We start from the raw sequence: 26,013 nt of genomic DNA, 5'->3' as shown, positions 1-26,013 counted from the left end.
CATCAGTCCAGCCAGACATATCCCGCGAGTCGCCCGGTGGTGCGGTCGCGGCGGTACGAGAAGTGGTCCTGCGACTCCCGCGTGCACACCGGCGACTGCTCCCGGTCGTGCACCCCGAGCCGCTCGAGCTGCGCGTGCACCCCCGCGGTCACATCGACCGCCGGCGTGCCCCAACTCGTCTCGGCGTACGCCGCCGGCTCGACGGCGGCCACCTCGGCGCGCATCGCGTCCGGCACCTCGTAGCACCGGCCGCAGACGGCGGGCCCGGTGCGGGCGACGATCCGGGACGGCTCGGCGCCGAGCTTTACCATCGCCTCCACGGCGGCGGGGACGACCCCGGCGACCATGCCGGGCCGGCCGGCGTGGGCCGCGGCGGCGACTCCGGCGACCGGGTCGGCGAGCAGGACGGGTGTGCAGTCGGCGGTCAGCACCGCGAGGGCGAGCTGCCGTCGGGTGGTGACGATCGCGTCGACCTCGGGCACCGGACGCTCGCCCCAGGGTCCGTCGACCTCGGCCACGCCGTCGCCGTGCACCTGGTTCATCCAGACGACCAGCGCGGGGTCGAGTCCGAGTGTCTTGGCCGCCAGCTCGCGGTTGGTCCGTACGGCGTCGGGGTCGTCGCCGACCGCGCCGCCGAGGTTGAGCTCCTCATACGGAGCGGCGCTCACCCCGCCCCACCGATCGGTGAAGGCGAAGTGCGCGCCGCTCACGTGTCCGCGCTGTCCTATCACTTCAGGAAGTCCGGCACATCCAGCTCCTCGGCCGCGCTGTCCGAGAAGGTCCGCGACGGCGGGACCGCCGGGGAGGCCGGGAGGTCGGCCACCGGCTCGGGCGCCGGCTCCGGCTCCTCCTTCGGCGTGACGCTGCCGAGGGCCCCGAAGGAGGGGCGGCTCTCGGGCTGCCGCGCCGGGGCGGGCTCCTCGCGGCGGGAGGTTGAGGCGGAGGCCGAACCGAGGACGTTGTCCCGGCGGGCCGGCGGCTGACCGCCGTCGAAGCCGGCCGCGATCACGGTGACGCGGACCTCGTCGCCGAGGGCGTCGTCGATGACCGCGCCGAAGATGATGTTGGCCTCGGGGTGGGCGGCCTCGCTGACCAGCTGGGCGGCCTCGTTGATCTCGAACAGACCGAGGTCGGAGCCGCCGGAGATGGAGAGCAGCACGCCGCGGGCGCCGTCGATGGAGGCCTCGAGGAGCGGGGAGGAGATCGCCATCTCGGCGGCGGCCACCGCGCGGTCGTCGCCGCGGGCCGAGCCGATGCCCATGAGGGCGGAGCCGGCCTCGGACATGACCGACTTGACGTCGGCGAAGTCGAGGTTGATGAGGCCGGGGGTGGTGATGAGGTCGGTGATGCCCTGGACACCGGAGAGGAGGACCTGGTCGGCCGACTTGAAGGCGTCCAGGACGGAGACCTGGCGGTCCGAGATGGACAGCAGCCGGTCGTTCGGGATGACGATGAGGGTGTCGACCTCTTCGCGGAGTTCGGCGATGCCGTCCTCGGCCTGGTTGGCGCGGCGCCGTCCCTCGAAGGTGAACGGGCGCGTGACCACGCCGATGGTGAGGGCGCCCAGGGAGCGTGCGATGTTGGCCACGACGGGCGCGCCGCCGGTGCCGGTGCCGCCGCCTTCACCGGCCGTCACGAAGACCATGTCGGCCCCCTTGAGGACCTCCTCGATCTCCTCGCGGTGGTCCTCGGCGGCCTTGCGGCCGACGGCCGGGTTGGCTCCGGCGCCGAGTCCGCGGGTGAGTTCGCGGCCGACGTCGAGCTTGACGTCGGCGTCGCTCATCAACAGCGCCTGCGCGTCGGTGTTGATGGCGATGAACTCGACGCCCTTGAGACCGACCTCGATCATCCGGTTGATGGCATTGACACCACCGCCGCCGACACCGATGACTTTGATGACTGCGAGGTAGTTCTGCGGTGCTGCCACGTCGAAGGCCTCTCGCCTCGAGTTACGTGTCGTCGGCCCGCGAGGCGCTCCTGCGCTCCGCGCTCCGGCGACTGATGCCGAATGGGACGGTCCGTTTCGCCGACCCGAACCCTAACGCTGAAGTTTAGGGTTACCAGTGTGTCTGTTCCTTGGAGTCTTCTGAACAGGACACTAAGTCGACAAGTGGCGCCCGTTCAACGAACACGCCGAACCTCCCGTTTTTCTTTTCACCCTATGTGATCAGCCGTGTCGCTGCCCAACCAGGGTGCTGGCCTGCGCGGATGTGCGTCAACTCCCCGCTGACGCCGGGGCCGTGGGAACGCTGACATCGAAGTGCCGTGCGCCGGGGGAGGCTTTCAGCAGAGCGGCGAGCGTACGGGCCTTCGCGACGCCCTTCTCGGCGCTCCCCCACGCGACCGTGCGGCCGTCGTCCCACTCCAGCGAGATGTCGTCGTAGGAACGGATCTTGAGGCTCCGGGTGTGCCTGGCGACGGCGGACGGAAGGTCACCGACGACCTTCACCGCCTCCCGGACCAGCCGGTCCTCGCCGAAGCGCCGCAGGCTGGCGGAGGCCGAACTCGACGGGGCGAGTGCGAATTCCAGCAGCGGCACGCCCTGAGGGGCTTGGGAAACCGTGCCGAACCGGACGCCTTTGTCGTCCACTTCCACGAAGTTGCGCCCCTTTTGAACCAGCAGAACGGGCTTGCGCTCGGTCACTTTCAGGCCGATTTCGCCGGGCCAGGAACGGACCACGTCGACCGAGTCGACGCGGGGAAGCCTCGCGCGCAGCCGTGCCGCGATCGCGCCGGTGTCGACGGAGACCAACGGCGACCCGACCGGGACGTCCGCCGCCTCGCGCACCTGGTCCGGGGTCAGCACGCGCGTGCCGGAGACGGAGACCCGCTCCACGCGCAGCCACTGCGAGCCGTACAACACCCAGACGACGCCCGTGCCGAGAAGGACGACGGCCAGCGCGAGGATGATGATCATACGAAGTCGGCGCGGACCCCACCGGCGGACCAGGGGCGGGCCGGACGACTCCTGCTGGCGTGCACCGCGCTCGGCGGTGGCGGATCCGGCCACGCTCCCTGCCCTTCGTTCAAACGTGCCTAGTGGTGTGCACGGTGGGCGGCGATCGCCTCGTACACCATGCGGACGAGCAGGTCGTCCGCGTCCCGGCGGCCGAACTCACCGGCGGCGCGGGACATCTCGTACAGCCGGTGCGGGTCGGCCAGCACGGGCAGGACGTTCTCCCGGACCCACTCGGGGGTCAGTTCCGCGTCGTCGACCAGCAGTCCGCCGCCGGCCTTGACCACCGGCTGGGCGTTCAGCCGCTGTTCACCGTTGCCGATGGGCAGCGGGACGTAGGCGGCCGGGAGCCCGACGGCGGAGAGCTCGGCGACGGTCATCGCGCCCGCGCGGCAGAGCATCATGTCGGCGGCGGCGTACGCGAGGTCCATCCGGTCCAGGTACGGTACCGGGATGTACGGGGGCATTCCCGGCATCTGCTGGACATGCGGCAGTTCGTTCTTCGGGCCGACCGCGTGCAGGATCTGGATGCCGGCCTGCTGGAGCCACGGGGCGACCTGCTGGACCACCTCGTTGAGGCGGCGGGCGCCCTGCGAACCGCCGGAGACGAGCAGCGTGGGCAGGTTCGGGTCGAGGCCGAACATCGCGCGGGCCTCGGGACGGGCGGCGGCGCGGTCCAGGGTCGCGATGGAGCGGCGCAGCGGGATGCCGATGTATCGGGCGTTGCGCAGCTTGCTGTCGGGCGTGGAGACAGCGACCTGGGCGGCGTACCGGGAGCCGATCTTGTTGGCCAGGCCGGGGCGGGCGTTGGCCTCGTGGACGATGATCGGCACGCCCAGGCGCTTGGCGGCGAGGTAGCCGGGCAGGGCCACGTACCCGCCGAAGCCGACGACGGCGTCGGCCTTGGTGCGCTCCAGGATCTGCTCGGTCGCCTTGATCGTGCCGCGCAGCCGGCCCGGGACGGTGATCAGCTCGGGGGTGGGCTTGCGTGGCAGCGGCACCGCCGGGATCAGCGCCAGCTCGTAACCCCGCTGGGGAACGAGCGTGGTCTCCAGGCCGCGCTCCGTGCCCAGGGCCGTGATGCCCACGGTCGGGTCCTGCCTGCGCAGGGCGTCCGCGAGGGCGAGCGCGGGCTCGATGTGGCCGGCGGTCCCCCCACCAGCGAGTACGACATGCACCGAAATTCACCGCTCTCCGGACGGGCGCGCCGCCGAGGCACGCCGTCTCATCGTGTTCCATCTCCGGGGACTCCGATCAGGCACGAAGCCCCCAGCCCCCCGCTTTCTACCAAAGCGGGGGTGCCGCATCGCAAGCGCCGCCCGCGCAGCGGGCTCGTCGCGCGCGAAGGCGATCAGCAGCCCGATGGCGAACATGGTCGGCAGCAGGGCGGATCCCCCGTAGGAGAACAGCGGGAGGGGGACGCCGGCGATCGGCAGCAGACCGAGCACCGCACCGATGTTGATCACGGCCTGGGCCGTGATCCAGGTGGTCACACCTCCCGCGGCATACCTCACGAAGGGGTCCTCCGTGCGTCCGGCCACGCGGATACCCGCATAGCCTAGAGCCGCGAAGAGGGCGAGCACCGACAGCGTCCCCGCGAGGCCCAGTTCCTCACCGGTGACGGCGAAGATGAAGTCGGTGTGCGCTTCGGGGAGTTGGCCCCATTTCTCCACACTCGCACCGAGCCCGGAGCCGAAGATCCCGCCGGAGGCCAGGGCGTAGATCCCGTGCACGGCCTGCCAGCAGGCGTCGCCCGGTCCGGGGTCGGTGGCGCCGATGCACTGGAGGCGGGCCATCCGGTTGGGGCTGGTCCTGATCAGGATCACACCGATCGCGGCGGCGATCGAGAGCACGCCGACGAAGAGCCGGGTGGGCGCGCCCGCCGTCCACAGCAGGCCGAACAGGATCGCCGTCAGGATGATCGCCGTGCCCATGTCGCCGCCGAGCATGATCAGCCCGAGCAGCATGAAGGCGACCGGCACCAGCGGCACCAGCATGTGCTTCCACTGCGCCAGCAGCCTCTTGTCCTGCTTGCGGGCGAGCAGGTCGGCGCCCCACAGCACCAGGGCGAGCTTGCCGAACTCGCTGGGCTGGATCTGGAAGGAGCCGCCGAGCGAGATCCAGTTCTGGTTGCCGTTGACCGCCATGCCTATCCCCGGCACCTGCACCAGCGCCATCAGACAGACGGCGCCCGCCAGGATCGGGTAGGCCAGCGCCCGGTGCAGCTTCACCGGCATCCGGGAGGCGATCAGCAGCAGCACCCCGCCGATGACGGCGGCCAGGAACTGCTTGCGGAAGAAGAACGACCCCGGCAGCGACATCTGCAACGCGGTGATCTGCGAGGCCGAGTAGACCATCACCAGACCCAGCACGGTGATCAGCGCGCTGCCGCCGAGGATCAGGTAGTAGGCGGTCAGCGGCCGGTCCCAGGCCTTGCGCGCGCGGGTGTGGAGCCGCAGGAGCGGGTTGTCGCGCTGAGGCCGGGCGGCGGGCCGTCGGACGGGCCGCTGCACGGGCGGCCGGCCCGTACGGCTACCGGGCACCGAGGCCTCCGCTGAACGTCGACGGTCCCACGCGTCCCTCCCAAGGTCCGCCCGGCAGGCGGCCGGGTCAGGCTCCGAGTTCGCGAACGGCCTCCGCGAACGCGTCACCGCGCTGGTTGTAGTTGGCGAACATGTCCATGGAGGCGCAGGCCGGGGCGAGCAGCACCGTGTCGCCTTCGACGGCGAGGCGCCGGGCCTCCTGGACCGCCGCGAGCATCGCCCCAGTGTCGGTCCGGTCGAGGTCGACGACGGGTACTTCCGGGGCGTGTCGCGCGAGGGCGTCCCGGATCAGCGCCCGATCGGCACCGATGAGGACGACCCCGCGCAGCCGCTCGGCCGACTTGGCGACCAGTTCGTCGAAGGTCGCGCCCTTGGCGAGGCCGCCCGCGATCCACACGATCGAACCGTACGCCGCCAACGACGCCTCCGCCGCGTGGGTGTTGGTCGCCTTGGAGTCGTCGACGTACGCGACGCCGTCCACGTCCGCCACGTGGGCGATGCGGTGGGCGTCCGGGGTGAAGGCCCGCAGGCCGTCCCGTACGGCCTTGGCGGGCACCCCGAAGGCGCGTGCGAGGGCCGCCGCGGCAAGGGCGTTGGCGACGTTGTGCGGGGCGGGCGGGGTGATGTCGGAGACCTCGGCGAGCTCCTGGGCGTTCTTCTGCCGGTTCTCGACGAAGGCGCGGTCGACCAGGATGCCGTCCACAACGCCGAGTTGGGACGGGCCGGGCGTGCCGAGCGTGAACCCGATGGCCCGGCAGCCCTCCTCGACGTCCGCCTCGCGCACCAGGTCCTCGGTGGCCTTGTCGGCGACGTTGTAGACGCAGGCGACCCGATTGCCCTCGTAGATGCGGCCCTTGTCCTTGGCGTACGCCTCCATGGAGCCGTGCCAGTCGAGGTGGTCGGGGGCGAGGTTGAGGACGACGGCGGAGTGGGCGCGCAGGGACGGCGCCCAGTGCAGCTGGTAGCTGGAGAGCTCCACGGCGAGGACGTCGTACCGCTCCTCGCCGAGGACCGCGTCCAGCAGCGAGACGCCGATGTTGCCGACGGCCGCCGTGCGCAGGCCCGCCGCCTTGAGGATGGAGGCGAGCATCTGGACGGTCGTGGTCTTGCCGTTGGTGCCGGTGACGGCGAGCCAGGGCGCGGCGTCGGGGCCGCGCAGGTGCCAGGCGAGTTCGACGTCGCCCCACACGGGCACGCCGGCCGCCTCGGCCGCCGTGAACAGCGGCTTGTCCGGCTTCCAGCCGGGAGCGGTGACGATCAGCTCGGTGCCCTCGGGCAGGGTCGCCCCGTCACCGAGGCGCACGGTGATGCCGAGCGCCTCCAGCTCGGCGGCCTGCTCACGCGCGCGTGCGTCGTCGCCGTCGTTGACGACGGTGACCCGCGCGCCGAGCCCGTGCAGCACCTTGGCCGCCGGGACGCCGGAGACGCCGAGTCCGGCGACGGTGACGTTCTTCCCCTGCCATTCGGTCACTTTTCTGCTGCCCATCCCGCGTAGAAGAGACCCAGTCCGACGATGACGCAGATGCCCTGGATGATCCAGAAGCGGACCACGACAAGGACTTCGGACCAGCCCTTGAGTTCGAAGTGGTGCTGGAGCGGTGCCATCCGGAAGACGCGCTTTCCGGTCAGGCGGAACGAGCCGACCTGGATGACCACCGACATGGTGATGAGGACGAACAGGCCGCCCAGGATGGCCAGCAGCAGCTCGGTGCGGGAGCAGATCGCGAGACCGGCGAGCACACCGCCGAGCGCCAGCGAACCGGTGTCCCCCATGAAGATCTTGGCCGGCGAGGTGTTCCACCACAGGAAGCCGAGGCAGGCCCCCATCAGCGCGGCGGAGACGACCGCGAGGTCGAGCGGATCGCGCACCTCGTAGCAGGCGTTGGGGTTGGTCAGCGTCTCGCCGTTGGCGCAGGACTCCTGGTACTGCCAGACGCCGATGAAGGTGTAGGCGCCGAAGACCAGCACGGAGGCGCCGGTGGCGAGGCCGTCCAGACCGTCCGTCAGGTTCACGCCGTTGGACATGGCGAGGATCATGAACAGCGCCCAGACGACGAACAGCACCGGGCCGATCGTCCAGCCGAAGTCCGTGATGAACGACAGCTTCGTGGAGGCCGGGGTGTTGCCGCGGGCGTCCGCGAACTGGAGCGAGAGCACGGCGAAGGCGATGCCGCCGAGCAGCTGGCCGGCCATCTTCGCCTTGGCCCGCAGACCCAGCGAACGCCGCTTGACGATCTTGATGTAGTCGTCCAGGAAGCCGACGAGGCCCATGCCGAACATCAGGCCGAGCACCAGCAGACCGGAGTAGGTCGGCGGCTTGCCCGTGATGAGCTTGGAGAGGAAGTACGCGGCGATGGTCGCCAGGATGAAGGCGATACCGCCCATCGTGGGCGTACCGCGCTTGCTGGCGTGCTCGCGCGGGCCGTCGTCGCGGATGTACTGGCCGTAGCCCTTGCGGGCCAGCAGCTTGATCAGCAGCGGAGTGCCGATCAGCGTCAGGAAGAGGCCAATGACTCCCGCGAACAGGATCTGCTTCATCATCGGGCGGCGACCTCACCCTCGGCACCGGTCGCGAGCAGCGCCTGCGCGACGCTCTCGAGGCCGACCGAACGGGACGCCTTCACGAGTACGACGTCTCCCGGGCGCAACTCGCTGCGCAACAGGTCGACCGCCGCCTGTGCGTCGGACACGTGCACCGACTCCTCACCCCACGAACCCTCGTTATATGCGCCCAGTTGCAGCCAGGCGGCTTCCCTGCCCCCGACCGCGACGAGCTTGCTGACGTTGAGCCGGACGGCGAGCCGTCCGACCGCGTCGTGCTCGGCGAGCGCCTCGTCCCCGAGCTCGGCCATCTTGCCGAGCACCGCCCAGGTCCGCCGCCCCGTGCCCATGGCCGCCAGCGCGCGCAGAGCGGCACGCATGGACTCGGGGTTCGCGTTGTAGGCGTCGTTGACGATCGTCACGCCGTCCGGGCGCTCGGTGACCTCCATCCGCCAGCGGGAGAGGGAGCCCGCCTCGGAGAGCGCGGTGGCGATCTCAGTTACGGACATGCCCAGCTCATGGGCGACGGCGGCCGCTGCGAGCGCGTTCGACACGTGGTGCTCACCGTACAGGCGCATGGTCACGTCGCTGCACCCGGAGGGTGTGTGAAGGCTGAAGGCGGGCTGTCCGCTGTCCGTGAGTCGCACGTTCTCGGCCCGTACGTCCGCTTCGTCGGACTCTCCGAAAAGGAGCACCTTCGCCTTCGTACGGGAGGCCATGGCCCGTACCAACGGGTCGTCCGCGTTGAGGATCGCGACGCCGCCTTCATCCGCCGGCGGAAGGCTCTCGACGAGTTCGCCCTTCGCCTGCGCGATCTGCTCGCGGCCGCCGAACTCGCCGATGTGGGCGCTGCCGACGTTGAGGACGAGGCCGATGCGCGGGGGCGTCAGCTCGGTGAGGTAGCGGATGTGGCCGATGCCGCGGGCGCCCATCTCCAGCACGAGGAACTTGGTCTCCTCGGTGGCGGACAGAGCGGTCAGCGGCAGCCCGATCTCGTTGTTGAGGGAGCCGGGCGTCCACACCGTCGGCGCCTTGCGCCGCAGCACCTGGGCGATGAGGTCCTTGGTACTGGTCTTGCCGGCCGAGCCGGTGAGGGCGACGAGGGTCGTGCCGAGCTTGCGCACGACGTGCCGCGCGAGGGCGCCGAGCGCCGTCTGGACGTCGTCCACGACGATCGCCGGCACGCCGACGGGCCGCGACGCCAGCACGGCCGCCGCGCCGGCCGCAACGACCGCCTCGGCGAAGTCGTGGCCGTCCACGCGTTCGCCGACGAAGGCGACGAAGAGGCTGCCGGGGCCCGCCTCGCGGGAGTCCCGGACCACCGGTCCGGTGACCTGCGCGGACGGATCCGGTATGTCGTACGTCTGCCCGCCGACGACTGCTGCGATCTCGGCGAGGGAGAGGGCGATCACAAGTTCATCCCTGGGTCTGCTGGATAGCTTCGCGAAGCACCTGGCGGTCGTCGAAGGGACGGACCACCCCGGCGATGTCCTGGCCCTGCTCGTGGCCCTTGCCCGCGACCAGCACGGTGTCCCCGGCGTGCGCGCGGGCGACGGCGGCGGCGATCGCGGCGGCGCGGTCCTCGAAGAGCTGGACCTCGCCGCGCTCGTGGGCCGGCACCGAGGCCGCGCCCTGGAGCATCGTCGCGAGGATCGCGAGCGGGTCCTCGGAGCGGGGGTTGTCGGAGGTCAGTACGGCGGTGTCGGCGAGCCGGGCCGCGGCGGCGCCCATCGGGGCGCGCTTGCTGACGTCGCGGTCGCCGCCGCAGCCGAGCACGACGTGCAGCCGGCCCTTGGTGACCTTGCGCAGGGCCTTCAGGACGGACTCCACCGCGTCCGTCTTGTGCGCGTAGTCGACGACCGCGAGGAAGTCCTGCCCGGCGTCCACGCGCTCCAGCCGGCCCGGCACGCCCGGTACGGCGGCGACGCCGTCGGCGGCGGTCTGCGCGTCGAGTCCGGCGGCGGCGAGGGCGACGATCGCGGCGAGCGTGTTGGCCACGTTGAACGGGCCGGGCAGCGGCGACTTGGCGGAGATCCGCTCGCCCCGCGGGCCGACGGCGGTGAACGTCGAGTCCATCGGGCCGACCCAAACATCCACGGCGCGCCAGTCGGCGTCGGGGTCGCCCTCTGCGGAGAAGGTGACCACCGGGACCTCGGCCTCCCGGGCCAGCCGGCGGCCGTACTCGTCGTCGAGGTTGACCACGCCGAGTTTGCTGCGTTTCCGGGTGAACAGCTGCGCCTTGGCCCGGAAGTAGTCCTCCATGCCGGAGTGGAACTCCATGTGTTCCGGGCTGAGGTTGGTGAAGACGGCGATGTCGAAGACACAGCCGTCGACCCGGCCGAGGACCAGGGCGTGGCTGGAGACCTCCATCGCGACCGCCTCGACGCCGCGTTCGCGCATGACGGCGAACAGGGCCTGGAGGTCGGTGGCTTCGGGGGTGGTGCGCTCGGACTTGATGCGTTCGTCGCCGATGCGCATCTCGACCGTGCCGACGAGGCCGGTGGCGCGGGTGGTCCTCAGGCCGCCCTCGACGAGGTAGGCGGTGGTGGTCTTGCCGGAGGTGCCGGTGATGCCGATCTGGAGCAGGTCGCCGCCGGGGTGGCCGTAGATCGTGGCCGCCAGCTCGCCCATCCGCCCGCGCGGGTCGTCGACGACCAGGACCGGCAGGCCGGTCGCGGCGGCGCGCTCGGCGCCGGTCGGGTCGGTCAGCACGGCGGCCGCGCCGAGGCCGGCGGCCTGGGCGGCGAAATCGGCGCCGTGCAGGCGGGCGCCCGGAAGGGCGGCGTACAGGTCGCCGGGGCGGACGGCACGCGAGTCGTGGGTGATGCCCGTGACCTCGGCGGCGCGCTCCGGCGCGTGCGCACCCAGCTGGCCGGCGAGCTCCGCGAGGGGTGTGGCGGAGACCCGGACCGGCCTGGGCGGTCCCGGATGAGACACGGGTGCGCCCTTCTGGGTGGTTTGGGACTGATCAGCGTGTGGCACGGCGGTGAGCGTACCGGGCGTACCCGCCCGGGGGCGAAGTGAGGGCGCGGGCGGGGACCCGGCTGGGGCACGGTTCCCGGGATCGGGGGTGATCATGGTCACGGGTTGGTTTCCTGGCTGGTTCGGCGCTGAACACTGCGGGCCTGGGGTCGGGGGCGGGGGCTCAGGGGGCGAAGGAGACCGGAAGGTTCGCGGCCTTCGCCCCGGTCGGCGGGACCTGGAGGCTCTTCAGGGCGAACTCCATGACCTGCTTGAAGACCGGGCCGCAGATCTGGCCGCCGAAGTAGCTGCCCGTGGTGGCGTTCTGGATCGCGCAGTAGACCGTCACGCGCGGCTTGTCGGCGGGCGCGAAACCGGCGAAGGACGAGGTGTAGCCACGGTACTTGCCGGTGGCCGGATCCACTCGGTTCGCGGTGCCGGTCTTGCCCGCCACGCGGTAGCCGGGGATACGTGCCTTGGTGCCGGTGCCCTCCTCGTCGTCCACGACCGACTCCAGCATCCGGGCGAGGGTCTTGGCCGTCTTCTGGCTGATCACCCGCGTCTTCTGGGGCGCGGTGGCCGGGATGAAGCGCCCGTCGGGGCCCTGGGTGCCGCGGATCAGGGTGGGCTCGACGCGGACGCCGCCGTTGGCGATCGTCGAGTAGACGGAGGCCGCCTGGAGCGCGTTGACGGAGACGCCCTGGCCGAAAGGAATCGTGTACTGCTGCGAGGTCGACCACGTGGCGGGCGGCGCGAGGATGCCCTTCGTCTCGCCGGGGAAGCCGAGCCCGGTGGGGCTGCCGATGCCGAACTTGCGCAGGTAGGAGTAGAGGACCTGGTTGGCCTGGGCCTGGGTCTTGCCGAGCTGGCCGGTGGCCAGGATGGTGCCGATGTTGCTGGACTTCGCGAGGACTCCGTTGAGCGTGAGGTACCAGGTGGGGTGGTCGATGTCGTCCTGGAAGAGCCGGTCGCCGCGGTGCAGCCGGTTGGGCACGGTGACGCGCGTCAGGGGGGTGGCGACGTTCTCCTCCAGGACGGCGGCCATCGACATGACCTTGGCGGTGGAGCCGGGCTCGTAGGCGTCCTGGAGGGCCGCGTTGCCCATGGCCGAGGAGTCGGCCTTCGACAGGTCGTTGGGGTCGAAGCCGGGCGAGTTGGCCATGGCGAGGATCTCGCCGGTGCGGGTGTCCTGGACGATGACGTAGCCGCGGTCGGCCTTGGACGCCCTCACCTGCTCGGTGATGGCGTTCTGCGCGGCCCACTGGATGTCCCGGTCGATCGTCAGCTCGACGTCGGAGCCGGGGACGGCCGGGGTCTCGGTGGAGCCCGCGGTGGGCACCTGGCGGCCGCCGGACTGGGCGTAGCGGATCTTGCCGTCCTTGCCGGCCAGGGTCGCGTTCAGCTGCTGCTCGACGCCGCCGCCGCCCTTGCCCTCGGCATTGACCCAGCCCAGTATCCCGGCGGCGAGGTCGCCGTTGGGGTACACGCGCTTGCTGCTGGGGACGGAGAAGACACCCGCGAGGACGTTGACCGTGGCGGAGTCCGTCCGGGCCTTGGTGGCGAGCGCGGACTTCAGGTCCTTGATCTGCTTCCAGACCTGCGGCGTCTGCCGGCTGGCGAGCTTGGTGTAGCGGGTGTCGGGGTTCTTGGGCCGCAGCTTCGCGACCAGGTCGGACTGCTCCTGCCCGAGGATCGGCGCGAGGAGCGCGGCCGCCTGTTCCGGCCCGTCGCCGATCTTCAGCTGCTTGCGGGCGAACATCGTCGGGTCGGCCGTGATGTCGTAGGCGTCCTCACTGCTCGCGAGGGCGATGCCGGCCCGGTCGGTGATCTCCCCGCGCTCGGCCGCCAGCACCTGCCCGACGTACCGGTTCTGCTCCGCCTTGGCGGCGTACGTGCTCGCGTCGACGGCCTGCACCTGGAGCAGGCGGACGACGAAGGCGATCAGCACGAGCGTCAGCGCGAGCCCGACCATGCGCAGCCGGGGCCGGGGGCTGCCGAGCCGGATGACCTGGGGCGGGACGGGCCGGGCCGTCGGCCTCCGCACCGGCCGGCCACCGGGCCCGGGCCGTCGCTGGGCCACCGGCCGGGAGCCCCGGGCCGGGCCGGGTACCCGTCGACGGGGCGGTTCCCTGTCGGACACTTCCGTCACCTGCCGGGGGTCGGGGGAAGGGGGGCGGGCGGGGCCGTCTCGAGGGCCTCGGGCGGGCGTACGACGCTGTCGGCCGCGGAGCGCTCGGCGGCGGCCGACGGGACGCCCTTCACGGTGCCGTCGGGGTCGAGGAAGGCCGGGTCGCCGCCGGGGACCATGCCGAGTTCGCGGGCGCGGCGCTGGAGGGCGTCCGGGGCGGAGTAGGAGTCGATGTCCCGCTGGAGCGCCTGCTCCTCGTCGGTGAGGTTCTTGGTGTCCCGCTGGAGGTCGTCCATCTTGAACGAGCCTTCGCTGAGCGCGGAGTTCAGCACGAGCAGGCCGATGAGGCCGCCGCCGAGGAGCAGGACGACGAGGAGGACGAAGGGGGTGCGAGCCGCCTGGCGCGGGCCCGCCGGGAAGAGACGCGCGAGCCGGGCGGCCCTCCCCTTCAGTTCGGGTTTCCTACTCACTCGCCCTCCCCTGGGTTGGAGTTGTGGACCGACCTGGCCGGGGGTGTCCCCGAAACGCCCGCCGCGCGTCTCTCACTCGACGTCCTCCCTGATGCGCTCGGCCCCGCGCAGCCGCGCCGGGGCGGCCCGCCGGTTCTCGGCGACCTCTTCCTCGGTGGGAAGTTCGGCACCGCGCGTGAGCAGCTTGAGCCGGGGCTGGTAGCGCTCGGGGACGACCGGCAGCCCGGGGGGCGCGGTCGTGGCGGCGCCGGCCGCGAACACCTGCTTGACCAGCCGGTCCTCCAGCGAGTGGTACGACAGCACGGCGATCCGCCCGCCGACGCCGAGGGCCTTCACCGCGGCCGGGATCGCCCGCTCCAGGACGGCGAGTTCACCGTTGACCTCGATGCGCAGGGCCTGGAAGGTGCGCTTGGCCGGGTTGCCGCCGGTGCGCTTGGCGGCCTGCGGAAGGGCGTCGCGGATCAGCTCGACGAGCCGCGCGCTGTGGCTGAACGGCTCCTTCTCGCGTTCCCGCACGATCGCGGAGACGATCCGCTTGGCCTGCTTCTCCTCGCCGTAGGCGCGCAGGATGCGCACCAGTTCGCCCGCCGGGTAGGTGTTGAGGACCTCGGCGGCGCTGATCCCGGTCGTCTGGTCCATGCGCATGTCGAGGGGGGCGTCCTGGGCGTAGGCGAAGCCCCGGTCGGCCTCGTCGAGCTGCATGGAGGAGACCCCGAGGTCGAACAGCACGCCCTGCACGCGCGGGATGCCGAGCCGGTCCAGGACGTGCGGCAGCTCGTCGTAGACCGCGTGGACGAGGGTGGCGCGCTCGCCGAAGGGTGCGAGGCGCTCACCGGAGAGCCGCAGCGCCTCCTTGTCGCGGTCGAGGGCGACGAGGCGCGCCTCGGGGAACCGCGTCAGCAGCGCCTCGCTGTGCCCGCCGAGGCCGAGCGTGCAGTCCACGACGACCGCCCCGGGCCGCTCCAGAGCGGGGGCCAACAGGTCCAGGCACCGCTGGAGCATCACCGGGACATGTCGACTCGCGCTCAAGGGGCCCTCTCAGATCCGGCGGGCCGTACGCACCGCCGGGTCCCCGCCCGCTCGTGAAGGGGAGGCCCGCCGGCGCCGGAAGCGTCAGCCGGCCGGGAGCGGGAGGAGGCCGAGCCGTACGTACGCGCCGCGCACGCGGGGAGATTCCGGCAGCCGTGCCGGGGTCTCACGGGGAATTCAGTCCAGCGGGGAGAGTGTCGCCTCCCGCTTCGCGTCACTTTAGTCCACCCTGTCTCGCGGTCAATCAACCGGCCTGCGCGTCGTGCCCGGGCCCCGCGCGAAGCGGCGGACGGGCGGGAACCACCCGCTCGGGCGCCCGTTCCCCACTCCTGTGGCTTAGCTCACAAAGGGGACGTGATGGCGCTCTTTTTCCCATCTCACAACAGGACCGGATCGGCGGTGACCAGTAATGTCATGGTTATGACGACTTCCGCATCCGTACCCACCGAGTCCGCGGGCGCCATGCACGGCGACACGGTGACCGACCGTCTGGTCGAGGCCAACGAGCGCTACGCCGCCGCGTTCACCGACCCGGGCATGGACGCCCGCCCCGTCCTGCACGTCGCCGTCGTGGCCTGCATGGACGCCCGTCTGGACCTGCACGCCGCGCTCGGCCTGGAGCTCGGCGACTGCCACACGATCCGCAACGCGGGCGGCGTGGTGACCGACGACGTGATCCGCTCGCTCACCATCAGCCAGCGCAAGCTCGGCACGCGCAGCGTGGTCCTCATCCACCACACCGGCTGCGGCCTGGAGGCACTCACCGAGGACTTCCGCACCGAGCTGGAGATGGAGGTCGGCCAGCGTCCCTCGTGGGCGGTGGAGGCCTTCAGGGACGTCGACCAGGACGTGCGGCAGTCGATGCAGCGGGTGCGCACCTCGCCGTTCCTGCTGCACACCGACGACGTGCGCGGCTTCGTCTTCGACGTGAAGACGGGCCTGCTGCGCGAGGTCGACCCGGCGTGACCTTTCGCCGTCGCTGTCGTTTCGCTGTTAATTTCCGGCCCCCGGGCACCCAAAAGGCCATAACCCCGACATATCGCGGACAGTTGTCCACAGGCGAGTGACACGAATCGGTAACGGCAGCAAGAATGCGGGTGTGACGCCGCTGAGTTTTTCGTGTGCGGCGTCCGTGATTCGGGGTGGGCCGGTCCGCAGCGCAGGAAGCGTCGGCCCGGAAGAAAGTACGGGCCGAGGAGGGCCGGGTGACGACCTATGACGAGCGAGCGAGCCTGACGGATCTGACTGCCACTGTGGAGCGCGTCCGCAGTTCGGTGGAAGGAGTGATCGAGGGCAAGCCCGAGGTCGTACGGCTTTCGCTGACCGTGCTGCTCGCCGAGGGGCATCTTCTGATCGAGGATGTCCCGGGCGTCGGCAAGACGATGCTCGCGAAGGCGCTGGCGCGGTCCATCGACTGTTCGGTGCGACGCATCCAGTTCACGCCCGACCTGCTGCCGTCGGACATCACGGGTGTGTCCATCTGGGACCAGCAGCGCCGCGACTTCGAGTTCAAGCCGGGCGCGATCTTCGCGCAGATCGTGATCGGCGACGAGATCAACCGCGCCTCACCGAAGACGCAGTCGGCACTGCTGGAGTCGATGGAGGAGCGCCAGGTCACCATCGACGGGCAGTCGTACGAGCTGCCCAGCCCCTTCATGGTGGTGGCCACCCAGAACCCGGTGGAGATGGAGGGCACCTACCCGCTGCCCGAGGCGCAGCGCGACCGCTTCATGGCCAGGGTCTCCATCGGCTACCCGAGCCCGGAGGCCGAGCTGCAGATGCTCGACGTCCACGGCGGCGTCAGCCCCCTGGACGACCTCCAGCCGGTGGCGCACGCGCACGAGATCGTGAAGCTGATCGACGCCGTCCGCGGCGTCCACGTCGCCGAGGCGGTCCGCCGGTACGCGGTCGACCTGGTCGCCGCCACGCGCACCCACCCGGACCTCAGACTCGGTGCCTCCCCGCGCGCGACGCTGCACCTGCTGCGCGCGGCGAAGGCGTCCGCCGCCCTCGGCGGCCGGGACTTCGCGCTGCCGGACGACGTGCAGAACCTCGCCGTGGCCGTCCTGGCCCACCGTCTGCTGCCCACCGCGCAGGCCCAGCTCAACCGCCGCACCTCGGAGCAGGTCGTCGAGGAGATCCTCCAGCGCACCCCGGTGCCCGCGGCGCCCCAGCAGCGCGGCTACGGCCTGGGCTCCGGCACGCAGGGCTACGGCCAGCAGCCGCCGCGGAGGCTGTGATGGCCACCGGTGGGTCCGGACCCGCCGAGACCGGCGGCGAGCGGCCCCGCGGCGAGAAGGGAGCCGTGCGCACCGCCCTGGCCGGTCTGACCACCCGCGGCCGCTCCTTCCTGGCCGCCGGCGTCGCGGCCGCGGTCTGCGCGTACGTCCTCGGGCAGCCCGATCTGCTGCGGGTCGGACTGCTGCTGGCCGCGCTGCCGCTGGTCTGCGCGGCCGTCGTCTACCGCACCCGCTACCGGGTGGCCGGCAGCCGCCGGCTCTCCCCCGCGCGCGTGCCCGCCGGCGGCGAGGCCCGCGTCCATCTGCGGATGGACAACGTCTCGCGGCTGCCCACGGGCCTGCTGATGCTCCAGGACCGGGTGCCGTACGTGCTGGGCCCGCGCCCCCGCTTCGTCCTGGACCGGGTGGAGGCGGGCGGCCGCCGCGAGGTGTCCTACCGGGTCCGCTCCGACCTGCGCGGCCGCTACCCGCTGGGCCCGCTCCAGCTGCGGCTGAACGACCCGTTCGGCATGTGCGAACTGACCCGCTCCTTCTCCTCGTACGACACGCTGACGGTCATCCCGCGGGTGGAGGCGCTGCCGCCGGTCCGGCTGAGCGGCGAGGCCAAGGGGTACGGCGACGGACGGCAGCGCTCGCTGGCGCTGGCCGGCGAGGACGACGTGATCCCGCGCGGGTACCGCTACGGCGACGACCTGCGCCGGGTGCACTGGCGCTCCACCGCCCGCTACGGCGAGCTGATGGTGCGCCGCGAGGAACAGCCCCAGCGCTCCCGCTGCACGGTGCTGCTGGACACGCGCGGCCTGGCCTACCACGGCGCGGGCCCGGACTCGGCGTTCGAGTGGGCGGTCTCGGCCACCGCGTCCGTGCTGGTGCACATGCTGGAGCGTGGCTTCTCCGTGCGGCTGCTGACCGACACGGGCAACTCGGTGCCCGGCGAGGGCGCCGACGGGTTCGCCGGGGCCAGCCAGGAGACGGCGGACGCGGCCGGGCTGATGATGGACACCCTCGCGGTGATCGACCACTCCGAGGGCACCGGCCTGTCGCGCGCGTACGACGTGCTGCGCGGGGGCAACGAGGGGCTGCTGGTGGCCTTCCTCGGTGACCTCGACGAGGAGCAGGCCACGGTCGCCGCGAAGATGCGCCAGCGCAGCGGGGGCGCGGTCGCCTTCCTGCTGGACGCCGACAGCTGGAGCCGTGAACCGAACGAGGTGCCCGGACCGATGAGCAGGCAGGAGGAGCGGCTGCGGATGCTGCGCGAGGCGGGCTGGACGGCCCTGAGCGTGCCGCGGGGCGCTTCGCTGAACGAGCTGTGGCGCCGGGCCGACCGCGAGCGCGGCGGCGTCGTGACGGCGGGCGGGACGAGCGGCGGGGAGGTGGGAGCGTGAGCGGTCGGGCCCGACTGACGCTGTGTTCGGCGGCGGCCACGGTGATGGCCTCCTGTGCCCTGCTGCCGCTGGTCGACCCGGCCACCTGGATCCTCCAGGCGACGTTCCTGCTGGCGGTCCAGTCCGGGGTGGGCGCGGCGGCCCGGCGGGTGCCGCTGGCCCGGCCGCTGACCGTGCTGGCCCAGGCGCTGGTCACGCTGATGCTGCTGACCCTGGTCTTCGCCCGGGAGCACGCCCTGGTGGGGCTGATTCCGGGTCCGCAGGCCTTCCAGCACTTCGGCGACCTGCTCCAGGCGGGCGTGGACGACGTGGAGCGGTACGCGATCCCGGCCCCGCTGTCCGACGGCATCCGGCTGATGATGATCGGCGGCGTGCTGGTGATCGGCCTCGCGGTGGACACCCTCGCGGTGACCTTCCGCAACGCGGCCCCGGCCGGGCTGCCGCTGCTCGCGCTGTACTCGGTCGCCGCCGGGCTCGCCGACGGGGCCGCGGACTGGCTGTGGTTCCTGGTCGCCGCCGCCGGCTATCTGATGCTGCTGCTCGCCGAGGGCCGGGAGCGGCTCTCGCAGTGGGGGCGGGTCTTCGGCGGCGCCCCGCGCGGCCCGGGCGGCCCGGCGGGTCCGGTCGCCCCGGTGCGCACCGGGCGGCGAATAGGCGCGGTCGCCCTGGGCGTGGCCCTGGTGGTGCCGCTGCTGCCGCTGCCCGCGATCCAGGGCGGCCTGCTGGACGGCGCCGGCACCGGCGTCGGCGCGGGCAACGGCAGCGGGGGCACGATCTCCGCGGTGAACCCCCTGGTGTCGCTGCGCGACAGTCTGAACGTGGACGAGGACCGCACGGTCCTGACCCTGCGCACCAGCACCACCGACATCTCGGACCTGTATCTGCGGATCGTCTCCCTGGACGACTTCGACGGCACCACGTGGAAGCCGTCCAAGCGCCAGATCGTCGCCGTGCCGGACGAGTTCCCCACGCCCGCCGGCCTGGGCGCGGAGGTCAAGCGCTCGCAGGTCAGGACCCGGATCTCGGCCGCCGACTGGTACGCCCAGGACTGGCTGCCGATGCCGTACCCGCCGAGTGGTGTGAAGGTCAGCGGCCGCTGGCGGTACGAGCCGGTCGGCATGACCCTCGTCGGTGACCACGGCCAGAACACCCGCGGCAAGACGTACGAGGTCAACAGCCTCGATGTGCAGCCGACGGCTCGGCAGCTGGCCTCCGCCGGGAAGGCTCCCGAGTCGCTGCTCGACGACTGGACCGAGGTGCCGGACTCGCTGCCGCCGGTGGTGGCGCGGTCGGCCCGCGAGATCACCAAGAACGCGACGAACGACTACGAGCGGGCGGTCGCCCTCCAGGACTACTTCGCGGTGACGGGCGGCTTCGAGTACGACACCGAGGTGCAGGTCGGCAGCGGCCGGGACGCGATCGCCCGGTTCCTGCGGGACAAGCAGGGCTTCTGCGTCCACTTCTCGTTCGCGATGGCGGCGATGGCCCGCACGCTGGGCATCCCGGCCCGGGTCGCGGTGGGCTTCGCGCCGGGCTCCCCGCAGGCGGACGGTTCGGTGGCGGTGACCCTGAAGGACGCGCACGCCTGGCCGGAGCTGTACTTCGAGGGCGTGGGCTGGACCCGCTTCGAACCGACCCCGACCCGGGGCACGACGCCCACGTACACGCTGCCGGACACCTCGGGCAGCACCGTTCCCGAGCTGCCGCAGGCCTCGCGCTCCGCGGACGCGGCCCCGTCGGCGCAGCCGTCGGCGAGCACGAGCTGCTCGGCGGACGACAAGAAGGTCGAGGGCTGTGTCAGCGCGCTGCCGCTGATCCCGCTGGAGCAGGGCGGCGGTGGCACCCCCTGGTATCAGATCGCCGGATGGACGGTGCTGGGGGCGGCGGCGCTGGTGCTGCCCCTGCTGCCGATGCTGTGGCGGCTCAGACGGCGTTCGGTGCGGCTGGCCTCGGCGCAGCACTCCGGGGCCCCGGTGCCCGGGGCGGGCCCTGGCCGGCGCGGGGACACCGACGGCGGGCAGCCGGCGGTGCTGCTGGACGTGCCGTCGCAGGAGATCACCGAGGCGGCCGTCGCTCATGTCCTGGCGGTGTGGCGTGAGCTCACCGACACGGCCTGGGACTACGGCATCCCCCCGGACGAGGCGCTCACGCCCCGGCGGGCGGCCGAGCGGATCGTCCGGCTCGGTGAGCTGGACGAGGCGCCGGCCGGCTCGGTGCACCGGGTGGCGAGCGCCGTGGAGCAGGTGCTGTTCGCACCGCAGCCGCGGGCGGAGGCCGGGCTCGCCCAGGAGGTGCGTACGGTGCGTGCGGCCCTGCGGGCCCGGGTCAACCGGCGTACCCGGCTGCGGGCGGTCGTCGCGCCACGTTCAGCCGTCCGCGCCGTCTGGGACCTCTCCGACCGCTGGGCGGCGCTGAAGGCGGCCGGTGCGGCCCGCCTGGCGGCCCTGGTGCGCCGGCCGTCCGGTCAGACGGGCGGCTGACCGCCCGGCTGAGGCAAGGCGGGCACACGGGTCGGCCCCTGGCCCCGGGAGAGATCCCGGGGCCAGGGGCCGACCCGCTGTGTGCCGGGGCGCGGGACATGAATGAGGGGGTGACCACCTCTGCGGTGGTCACCCCCTCACGGATGTCAGTGAGTGGCGCGGTGCTGCCAGGAGCCGGTGACGGGCGTCAGCGGTCGTGGCCGCCCTGTTCGTCACGGCGGCGCTGCCAGCGCTGCTCGATACGGTCCATCATGGAGCGCTTCGGCCGTCCCTGACCGCGCGCGTGCGGGGCACCCGCCGGCTGTTCACCCGGCTTGGGAGCCTTGCGCCAACCGGTCACCGCGAGCACCGCACACCCCAGCATGACGAGGAAACCCACCACGCTGAGCCAGACCTGCTTGGCGACCATACCGGCCATGAGGAGCGCGATACCCACGAGGAAGCCCGCGACTGCCTGGTAGACCCGCCGTCGGGTGTACGTACGCAGCCCGCTTCCCTCAAGCGCCGACGCGAACTTGGGATCTTCGGCGTACAGCGCTCGCTCCATCTGCTCGAGCATGCGCTGCTCGTGCTCCGAGAGCGGCACGGAGTCCTCCTCATCGTGCAGTCGCCGGGGCGACCCGGGGGGTCCCTTCAGGATAGGCAGGGAATCGCCCCCGTGAAACCCGCCCCTCTACGCCAATTGGCCAACCGGAGCCCGTCATGGCCGTCCCGGTCCGCTGAGGTTTCCATTCCCCAGCGGCCGACCCGTCATGCCGGAGCGGTCTCCCTCGATCATACGGCGCACAACGCCCGAACGGGGGGCCTGTGGCGTACTCCATCCAGAGCCAAGTCCCTGATCAGCGACACACCCCGGGAGGGCGCTCAGGCCTCGCCGGTCCCCCGGGTCTCACCGAGCACATGAAGCTGGGTGGCCACGGAGTGGAAGGCGGGGAGTTCGGCGGCGGCCTCCTCCAGCGCGAGCAGGGCCTCCAGGGCGCCGGGCTCGGTGTCCACGAGGACCCCGGGGACCAGGTCGGCGAAGACCCGTACGCCGTGGACGGAACCGACCCTCAGGCCGGCGCCCTCGACCAGCCCGGTGAGCTGCTGGGCGGTGAAGCGCCGCGGCACCGGGTCGCCCGCGCCCCAGCGGCCGTCGGGGTCGGTGAGGGCCTGGCGGGCCTCCTTGAAGTGGCCGGCGAGGGCGCGCGCGACGACGGCTCCGCCGAGACCGGCGGCGAGCAGGCTGAGGACGCCCTCGCCGCGCAGCGCGGCCACCGCGTTGAGGACGCCTTCGGCCGGGTCGTCGACGTACTCCAGGACGCCGTGGCACAGGACCGCGTCGTAGCCGCCGCGCTCGACCACGTCGAAGAGGCCGTGGGCGTCGCCCTGGACGCCCTGGACCCGGTCGGCGACACCGGCCTCGGCGGCGCGGCGCTCCAGGGCGAACAGCGCGTTGGGGCTCGGGTCGACGACGGTGACGCGGTGCCCGAGGCGGGCGACGGGCACCGCGAAGTTGCCGCTGCCGCCGCCGCTGTCGAGGACGTCCAGCGACTCCCGGCCGGTGGCCTTGACCCTGCGGTCGAGGGCGTCCTGGAGGACCTCCCAGACCACGGCGGTACGCAGGGAGGAGCGGGGGCGGGAGGGGTCGGCGCCCAGCGACGTCGTCTGAGGGTGGTGATGGGAGACGGGCGGGCGCATCGGGTCCGACACGGCAGTTGACTCCTCGGCGCGGCACCGCCTCTTGCGCGGCGGAGCGAACGGGCTGCCTCCCCGGCCCGGGGTGCGGGAGAGGGAAGGCTTCAGGCGCTCTCCACCCTATTGCCTCCGGCGCGGCGGCCGGTCATCGCGGTGGCCGGGGTCGGAGGGAGGAAACGCGCCCCGCGCCCCTCCTCGCTCCACGCCTCTCATCCCGCGTCCGGCATGCCGCTCCCCGCGCCGGGCCCGTCCGGCTCGTCGCCGTCCTGGCGTGGCTGGGGCAGGACCGGCTGGAGGACCAGCATGCGCTCCACCAGGCGGATGAACATCGCCACGTCGCGTATCAGGTCGTCGGCGTCCCGGCGGCTGGCGGCGCCCTGGATGCCCGCCTCGGCCCGGGCGCGACGCCGGGCGCCGGAGGCGAAGAGCGCGCTCCACTCGGTGAGCTCGGGCGCGATCTCGGGGAGCACTTCCCAGGCGCTGCGGATGCGTGCCCGGCGTCGGGGGTTGGTCTCGGGGCGGCCGCGCGCGGCGAGCACGGCGGCGGCGGTGCGCAGGGCGGCGAGGTGGGCCGTGGCGTACCGCTCGTTGGGGGTTTCGAGGACGGCGGCCTCGTCCAGTCCGGCGCGGGCCTGGGCGAGCAGGTCGAGGGCGGCGGGCGGGGCGGTGGCCCGGCGCAGGACGGGGTGCACGTCGCTCGCCGGGCCGGTCAGTGAGGGGGCAGGGCCGGTGGCGCGGCGCCGGCGGGCGGCTGCTGCGTGGGTGCTGGCCATGACGAACCTCCTGTCGTCTGGGTGACGGCACGCCCCGACACGGGGGTGCCGTATGTGCCCATCGTGAGGTATGCCACTGACAATCCGATCTGACCTGGGCTTTTGCTTCGATCGAGCGTTCGGGTCGGGTGCGGGCGCCGGCCATCGGGAGGCGGGCGCCGGGAGCGCCGAAGCGGTCTTCGGGCCGCCCGGTTGCTGTGAGAATCAGGGGCATGGACAGCACCACCACGTCGGGCGGCCGCACCCGCCGCGAGGCCACCCGGCAGAAGCTCTACGAGGCGGCCGTCACGCTCATCGCCGAGCAGGGTTTCTCCGCCACCACGGTGGACGAGATCGCCGAGCGGGCGGGCGTCGCGAAGGGCACGGTCTACTACAACTTCGCGAGCAAGTCGGTCCTCTTCGAGGAGCTGCTGCGGCACGGCGTGGGCCTTCTGACCGCCTCGCTGAGGGAGGCGGCCGAGCGCACGGCACGCGAGGGCGGCAGCAAGGTCGACGCCCTTGACGCGATGATCCGCGCGGGCCTGGTCTTCATCGACCGCTACCCGGCCTTCACCCAGCTGTACGTGGCCGAGCTGTGGCGCACCAACCGGGCCTGGCAGTCCACGCTGATGATGGTGCGGCAGGAGGCGGTGGCCGTCGTCGAGGGGGTGCTGCGCGAGGGCATCGAAGGTGGCGAGTTCAGCGACGAGATCGACGTCCAGCTGACCGCCGCGGCGCTGGTCGGCATGGTCCTGGTGGCCGCCCTGGACTGGCAGGCCTTCCAGCCGGAACGGTCCCTGGACGACGTGCACGCGGCGCTGTCCCGGCTGTTGCAGGGCCGGGTGAGCGGCCGCCCCTGAGCACCCGGGCGGGCGAACGACCCGCCCCGCGCGTGCGCGAAAGCGCCGGAGTCGATCCACCATGGCGAGCGATACGCCGAGCCCGCCCCGCCGCGTGCGGAAGCGCCGGTCCGCGGTGGCCACGTCCCCCGTGGGCCACCCCGAGCCGGCGCTTCCGCGTGCTCCCCCGTTCCCTGATCCCCCGTTTCCCCCGTTCCCCCGTCGGTCCCCCGTCCGGTCGTTCCCCCCAGGGTTCCCCCCGTGTCTCGCTTCCGCCGACCGGGCCGGCGGAAGGAGCGGTCCAGAGCCGGCGCCGTTCCGCCGCCCCGTGTCGGCGGTGCCGGTGCCGCGCCCCTTCCCGTGCCTCCACTCTCCCGTTCGCGCGGGCACCTCCCCATCCGCGCGCGTACTCATCTGGCCGCTTAGGTACAGGTACTCAGGGTGTCCGCGCTCTCCCCCAGGACGTCGGTCCCGCCGCCCGCCGCCGGGCTGGCGGCGTCACTGTCAGTGGCGGCCGATAAAGTCGCAGGCATGGCACGGATTGCGGTGATCGGCGCCGGGATGGGCGCGCTGGCGGCCGCCGCCCGGCTGGCCGTCGCGGGCCACCGGGTGGCGGTGTACGAGCGTACGGAGACGTACGGCGGTGCGGTGCGCCGCTTCGAGCGGGAGGGCTTCGCCTTCGACACGGGACCCGGCCTGCTGCCCCTGCCCGCGGTCTGGCGCGATCTGTTCATCAAGACGGGCAAGGAGCCGCTGGAGGAGTGCGTCGAGCTGGTCCAGGTCGACCCGTCGTCACACCATGTGTTCGCGGACGGCACCGAGGTGTCCCTGCCGAACGCCTCCCGTGCGGGGGTCGTCGCGGCCCTGGACGAGGCGCTCGGAGCCGGCGCCGGGCAGCGCTGGGGGGACGTCCTGGTCCGGGCCCGGGAGGCCTGGGACCGGACGCGCCGGCCGCTCCTGGAGGAACCCCTGTGGCCCAACTGGTCGGTGCTGGCCGAGCGTGAGCCCTACCCGTCGGTGCCGCACAAGCGGCTGCTGCGCACCCGCCGGGCCGGGACACTCGCCGAGATCGGCGCCTGGGAGCTGCGCGACCCGCGGCTCGCCGCGCTCCTGGAGAGCCACGCGCTCGCGTACGGCCTGGATCCCCGCACCGCTCCGGCGAGCGCCGCCGTGCTGCCGTACATGGAGCACGCCTTCGGGGTGTGGTGCGTGCGTGGTGGGATGCGGGAGCTGGCCCGCGCGGTGTACGAGCGCTGTCTGGCGCGCCGGGTCGAGTTCGTCTTCGGCGCCGAGGCCGTGCGGGTCCTGGAGAAGGACGGCCGGGCGGCGGGCGTGGAGTTCGCGGACGGCGCGGTGGCAGAGGCCGACTTCGTGGTCGCCCCCGGCACCTTGGGAGGTCGGGCCGGGGCGCGCGGCGAGGGCGAGGTGGCGCCACAGCAGGGGCTGCCGAGCCGGCTGACGGTGCTGCTCGCCCTGCGCGGCGCCCGGCCGGAGGGGACCGCGCACCGCACGGTGGTGCACACCCAGGACCGCGAGGGCGAGCTGGAGGGCCTGTTCGGCGCGGCACCGGCGGGGGCGGCGGCACCGACGGTCACGGTGCTGCGGCCCGACGATCCGCGGCTGGTCCCGGACACCGGCCATGAGGCGGTCACGCTCAGCGCGGTCGTGCCGGCCGGGGCGCGGATACCGGCCGACCGGGTGGACGCGGTGGTCTCCGTCGCGGAGCGCGTCCTTCCCGACCTGCGGGAGCGTCTGCTGTGGCATGAGGTGCGCGCCCCCGGCGACATCGCGCGGGAGACCGGCGCCCCGGGAGGGTCCGTGCCGGCGCCGGCGCTGGCCGCGGCCGGGGGCCGGCTGCTGCATCCGTCGAACTCCACCGGCCTGCCCGGGCTGTTCAGTGTGGGCGGCTGGTCCCATCCGGGCGGCGGTCTGCCGCACGCGGGCATGTCGGGCGCGCTGGTGGCCGGGCTGATCGTGGAGGGACCGGAGTTCCGCGGCTCGCAGTGAGCCCG

General features: G+C 72.7%; 21 protein-coding genes. 6 read left to right on the top strand and 15 right to left on the bottom strand.

Annotation, left to right across the window (positions count from 1 at the left end):
- Positions 1 to 2: 2 nt before the first annotated feature.
- The 12 genes from pgeF to rsmH form a co-directional block, all read right to left on the bottom strand.
- The gene (pgeF, locus tag ALMP_RS23425; protein ID WP_264931394.1) at positions 3 to 731 is read right to left on the bottom strand and encodes a peptidoglycan editing factor PgeF; all 729 of its coding nucleotides are present in this window, start codon (positions 729 to 731) and stop codon (positions 3 to 5) included.
- Positions 728 to 1,927, bottom strand: coding sequence for a cell division protein FtsZ (gene ftsZ, locus ALMP_RS23420; RefSeq protein WP_264931391.1), 1,200 nt, complete (start codon positions 1,925 to 1,927; stop codon positions 728 to 730). The genes pgeF and ftsZ overlap by 4 nt, the downstream gene beginning before the upstream one ends.
- Before the next feature lie 288 nt (positions 1,928 to 2,215).
- Positions 2,216 to 3,010: a cell division protein FtsQ/DivIB gene (locus tag ALMP_RS23415; protein WP_264931389.1), complete on the bottom strand. Its 795-nt coding sequence runs from the start codon at positions 3,008 to 3,010 to the stop codon at positions 2,216 to 2,218.
- Between the two features lie 26 nt (positions 3,011 to 3,036).
- Positions 3,037 to 4,134 carry an undecaprenyldiphospho-muramoylpentapeptide beta-N-acetylglucosaminyltransferase gene (gene murG / locus ALMP_RS23410; protein WP_264931387.1) on the bottom strand — a complete coding sequence of 366 codons (1,098 nt, stop codon included), beginning with the start codon at positions 4,132 to 4,134 and terminating at the stop codon, positions 3,037 to 3,039.
- 6 nt (positions 4,135 to 4,140) lie between these two features.
- On the bottom strand, positions 4,141 to 5,499 hold the full coding sequence (ftsW, locus tag ALMP_RS23405) for a putative lipid II flippase FtsW (protein WP_264931386.1): 1,359 nt from the start codon (positions 5,497 to 5,499) through the stop codon (positions 4,141 to 4,143).
- 67 nt (positions 5,500 to 5,566) lie between these two features.
- A complete protein-coding gene (gene murD, locus ALMP_RS23400; RefSeq protein ID WP_264931385.1) occupies positions 5,567 to 6,985 on the bottom strand; it encodes a UDP-N-acetylmuramoyl-L-alanine--D-glutamate ligase in 1,419 nt (472 codons plus the stop codon).
- Positions 6,967 to 8,040 (bottom strand): phospho-N-acetylmuramoyl-pentapeptide-transferase, encoded by a 1,074-nt coding sequence (gene mraY, locus ALMP_RS23395; RefSeq protein WP_264931384.1) that lies wholly within the window; start codon positions 8,038 to 8,040, stop codon positions 6,967 to 6,969. The genes murD and mraY overlap by 19 nt, the downstream gene beginning before the upstream one ends.
- Positions 8,037 to 9,452, bottom strand: coding sequence for a UDP-N-acetylmuramoyl-tripeptide--D-alanyl-D-alanine ligase (gene murF / locus ALMP_RS23390; RefSeq protein WP_264931383.1), 1,416 nt, complete (start codon positions 9,450 to 9,452; stop codon positions 8,037 to 8,039). Before murF ends, mraY begins: the two co-directional genes overlap by 4 nt.
- Positions 9,453 to 9,456: 4 nt before the next feature.
- A complete protein-coding gene (locus ALMP_RS23385) occupies positions 9,457 to 10,977 on the bottom strand; it encodes a UDP-N-acetylmuramoyl-L-alanyl-D-glutamate--2,6-diaminopimelate ligase (RefSeq protein WP_264931381.1) in 1,521 nt (506 codons plus the stop codon).
- 208 nt (positions 10,978 to 11,185) lie between these two features.
- On the bottom strand, positions 11,186 to 13,141 hold the full coding sequence (locus tag ALMP_RS23380; RefSeq protein WP_375803523.1) for a peptidoglycan D,D-transpeptidase FtsI family protein: 1,956 nt from the start codon (positions 13,139 to 13,141) through the stop codon (positions 11,186 to 11,188).
- A 5-nt stretch (positions 13,142 to 13,146) separates the two neighbouring features.
- On the bottom strand, positions 13,147 to 13,599 hold the full coding sequence (locus tag ALMP_RS23375) for a septum formation initiator family protein (protein WP_264931379.1): 453 nt from the start codon (positions 13,597 to 13,599) through the stop codon (positions 13,147 to 13,149).
- Between the two features lie 72 nt (positions 13,600 to 13,671).
- Positions 13,672 to 14,628 carry a 16S rRNA (cytosine(1402)-N(4))-methyltransferase RsmH gene (gene rsmH, locus ALMP_RS23370; RefSeq protein ID WP_264931378.1) on the bottom strand — a complete coding sequence of 319 codons (957 nt, stop codon included), beginning with the start codon at positions 14,626 to 14,628 and terminating at the stop codon, positions 13,672 to 13,674.
- Positions 14,629 to 14,985: 357 nt separating this feature from the next.
- Here rsmH and ALMP_RS23365 point away from each other — a divergent pair, with 357 nt between their 5' ends.
- From ALMP_RS23365 to ALMP_RS23350, 4 genes are all read left to right on the top strand, one after another.
- Positions 14,986 to 15,594 (top strand): carbonic anhydrase, encoded by a 609-nt coding sequence (locus tag ALMP_RS23365; RefSeq protein WP_264931376.1) that lies wholly within the window; start codon positions 14,986 to 14,988, stop codon positions 15,592 to 15,594.
- 239 nt (positions 15,595 to 15,833) lie between these two features.
- Positions 15,834 to 16,868, top strand: a complete 1,035-nt coding sequence (locus ALMP_RS23360) for a MoxR family ATPase (protein ID WP_264931374.1) — start codon at positions 15,834 to 15,836, stop codon at positions 16,866 to 16,868.
- On the top strand, positions 16,868 to 18,253 hold the full coding sequence (locus tag ALMP_RS23355) for a DUF58 domain-containing protein (protein WP_264931372.1): 1,386 nt from the start codon (positions 16,868 to 16,870) through the stop codon (positions 18,251 to 18,253). Before ALMP_RS23360 ends, ALMP_RS23355 begins: the two co-directional genes overlap by 1 nt.
- Positions 18,250 to 20,733 carry a DUF3488 and transglutaminase-like domain-containing protein gene (locus ALMP_RS23350; RefSeq protein WP_264931370.1) on the top strand — a complete coding sequence of 828 codons (2,484 nt, stop codon included), beginning with the start codon at positions 18,250 to 18,252 and terminating at the stop codon, positions 20,731 to 20,733. Before ALMP_RS23355 ends, ALMP_RS23350 begins: the two co-directional genes overlap by 4 nt.
- Positions 20,734 to 20,920: 187 nt before the next feature.
- Here the strand turns inward: ALMP_RS23350 and ALMP_RS23345 are convergent, their stop codons facing one another.
- From ALMP_RS23345 to ALMP_RS23335, 3 genes are all read right to left on the bottom strand, one after another.
- Entirely contained in the window at positions 20,921 to 21,319 is a 399-nt protein-coding gene (locus ALMP_RS23345; protein WP_264931368.1) for a DUF3040 domain-containing protein, read from the bottom strand.
- Between the two features lie 278 nt (positions 21,320 to 21,597).
- Positions 21,598 to 22,425 (bottom strand): methyltransferase, encoded by an 828-nt coding sequence (locus ALMP_RS23340; protein ID WP_264931366.1) that lies wholly within the window; start codon positions 22,423 to 22,425, stop codon positions 21,598 to 21,600.
- Between the two features lie 194 nt (positions 22,426 to 22,619).
- On the bottom strand, positions 22,620 to 23,183 hold the full coding sequence (locus ALMP_RS23335) for an SAV_6107 family HEPN domain-containing protein (protein ID WP_264931365.1): 564 nt from the start codon (positions 23,181 to 23,183) through the stop codon (positions 22,620 to 22,622).
- A 212-nt stretch (positions 23,184 to 23,395) separates the two neighbouring features.
- Here ALMP_RS23335 and ALMP_RS23330 point away from each other — a divergent pair, with 212 nt between their 5' ends.
- Complete coding sequence (locus ALMP_RS23330; RefSeq protein ID WP_264931363.1) at positions 23,396 to 24,022, top strand: TetR/AcrR family transcriptional regulator; 627 nt, start codon at positions 23,396 to 23,398, stop codon at positions 24,020 to 24,022.
- 510 nt (positions 24,023 to 24,532) lie between these two features.
- Entirely contained in the window at positions 24,533 to 26,008 is a 1,476-nt protein-coding gene (locus tag ALMP_RS23325; protein ID WP_264931361.1) for an NAD(P)/FAD-dependent oxidoreductase, read from the top strand.
- The last annotated feature ends 5 nt before the right edge of the window (positions 26,009 to 26,013 follow it).

This window comes from Streptomyces sp. A012304, from assembly GCF_026008495.1.
Taxonomy (GTDB): domain Bacteria; phylum Actinomycetota; class Actinomycetes; order Streptomycetales; family Streptomycetaceae; genus Streptomyces.
Note: the sequence above shows the minus strand (reverse complement) of the source record. Positions and strands in the feature narration are given on the sequence as shown.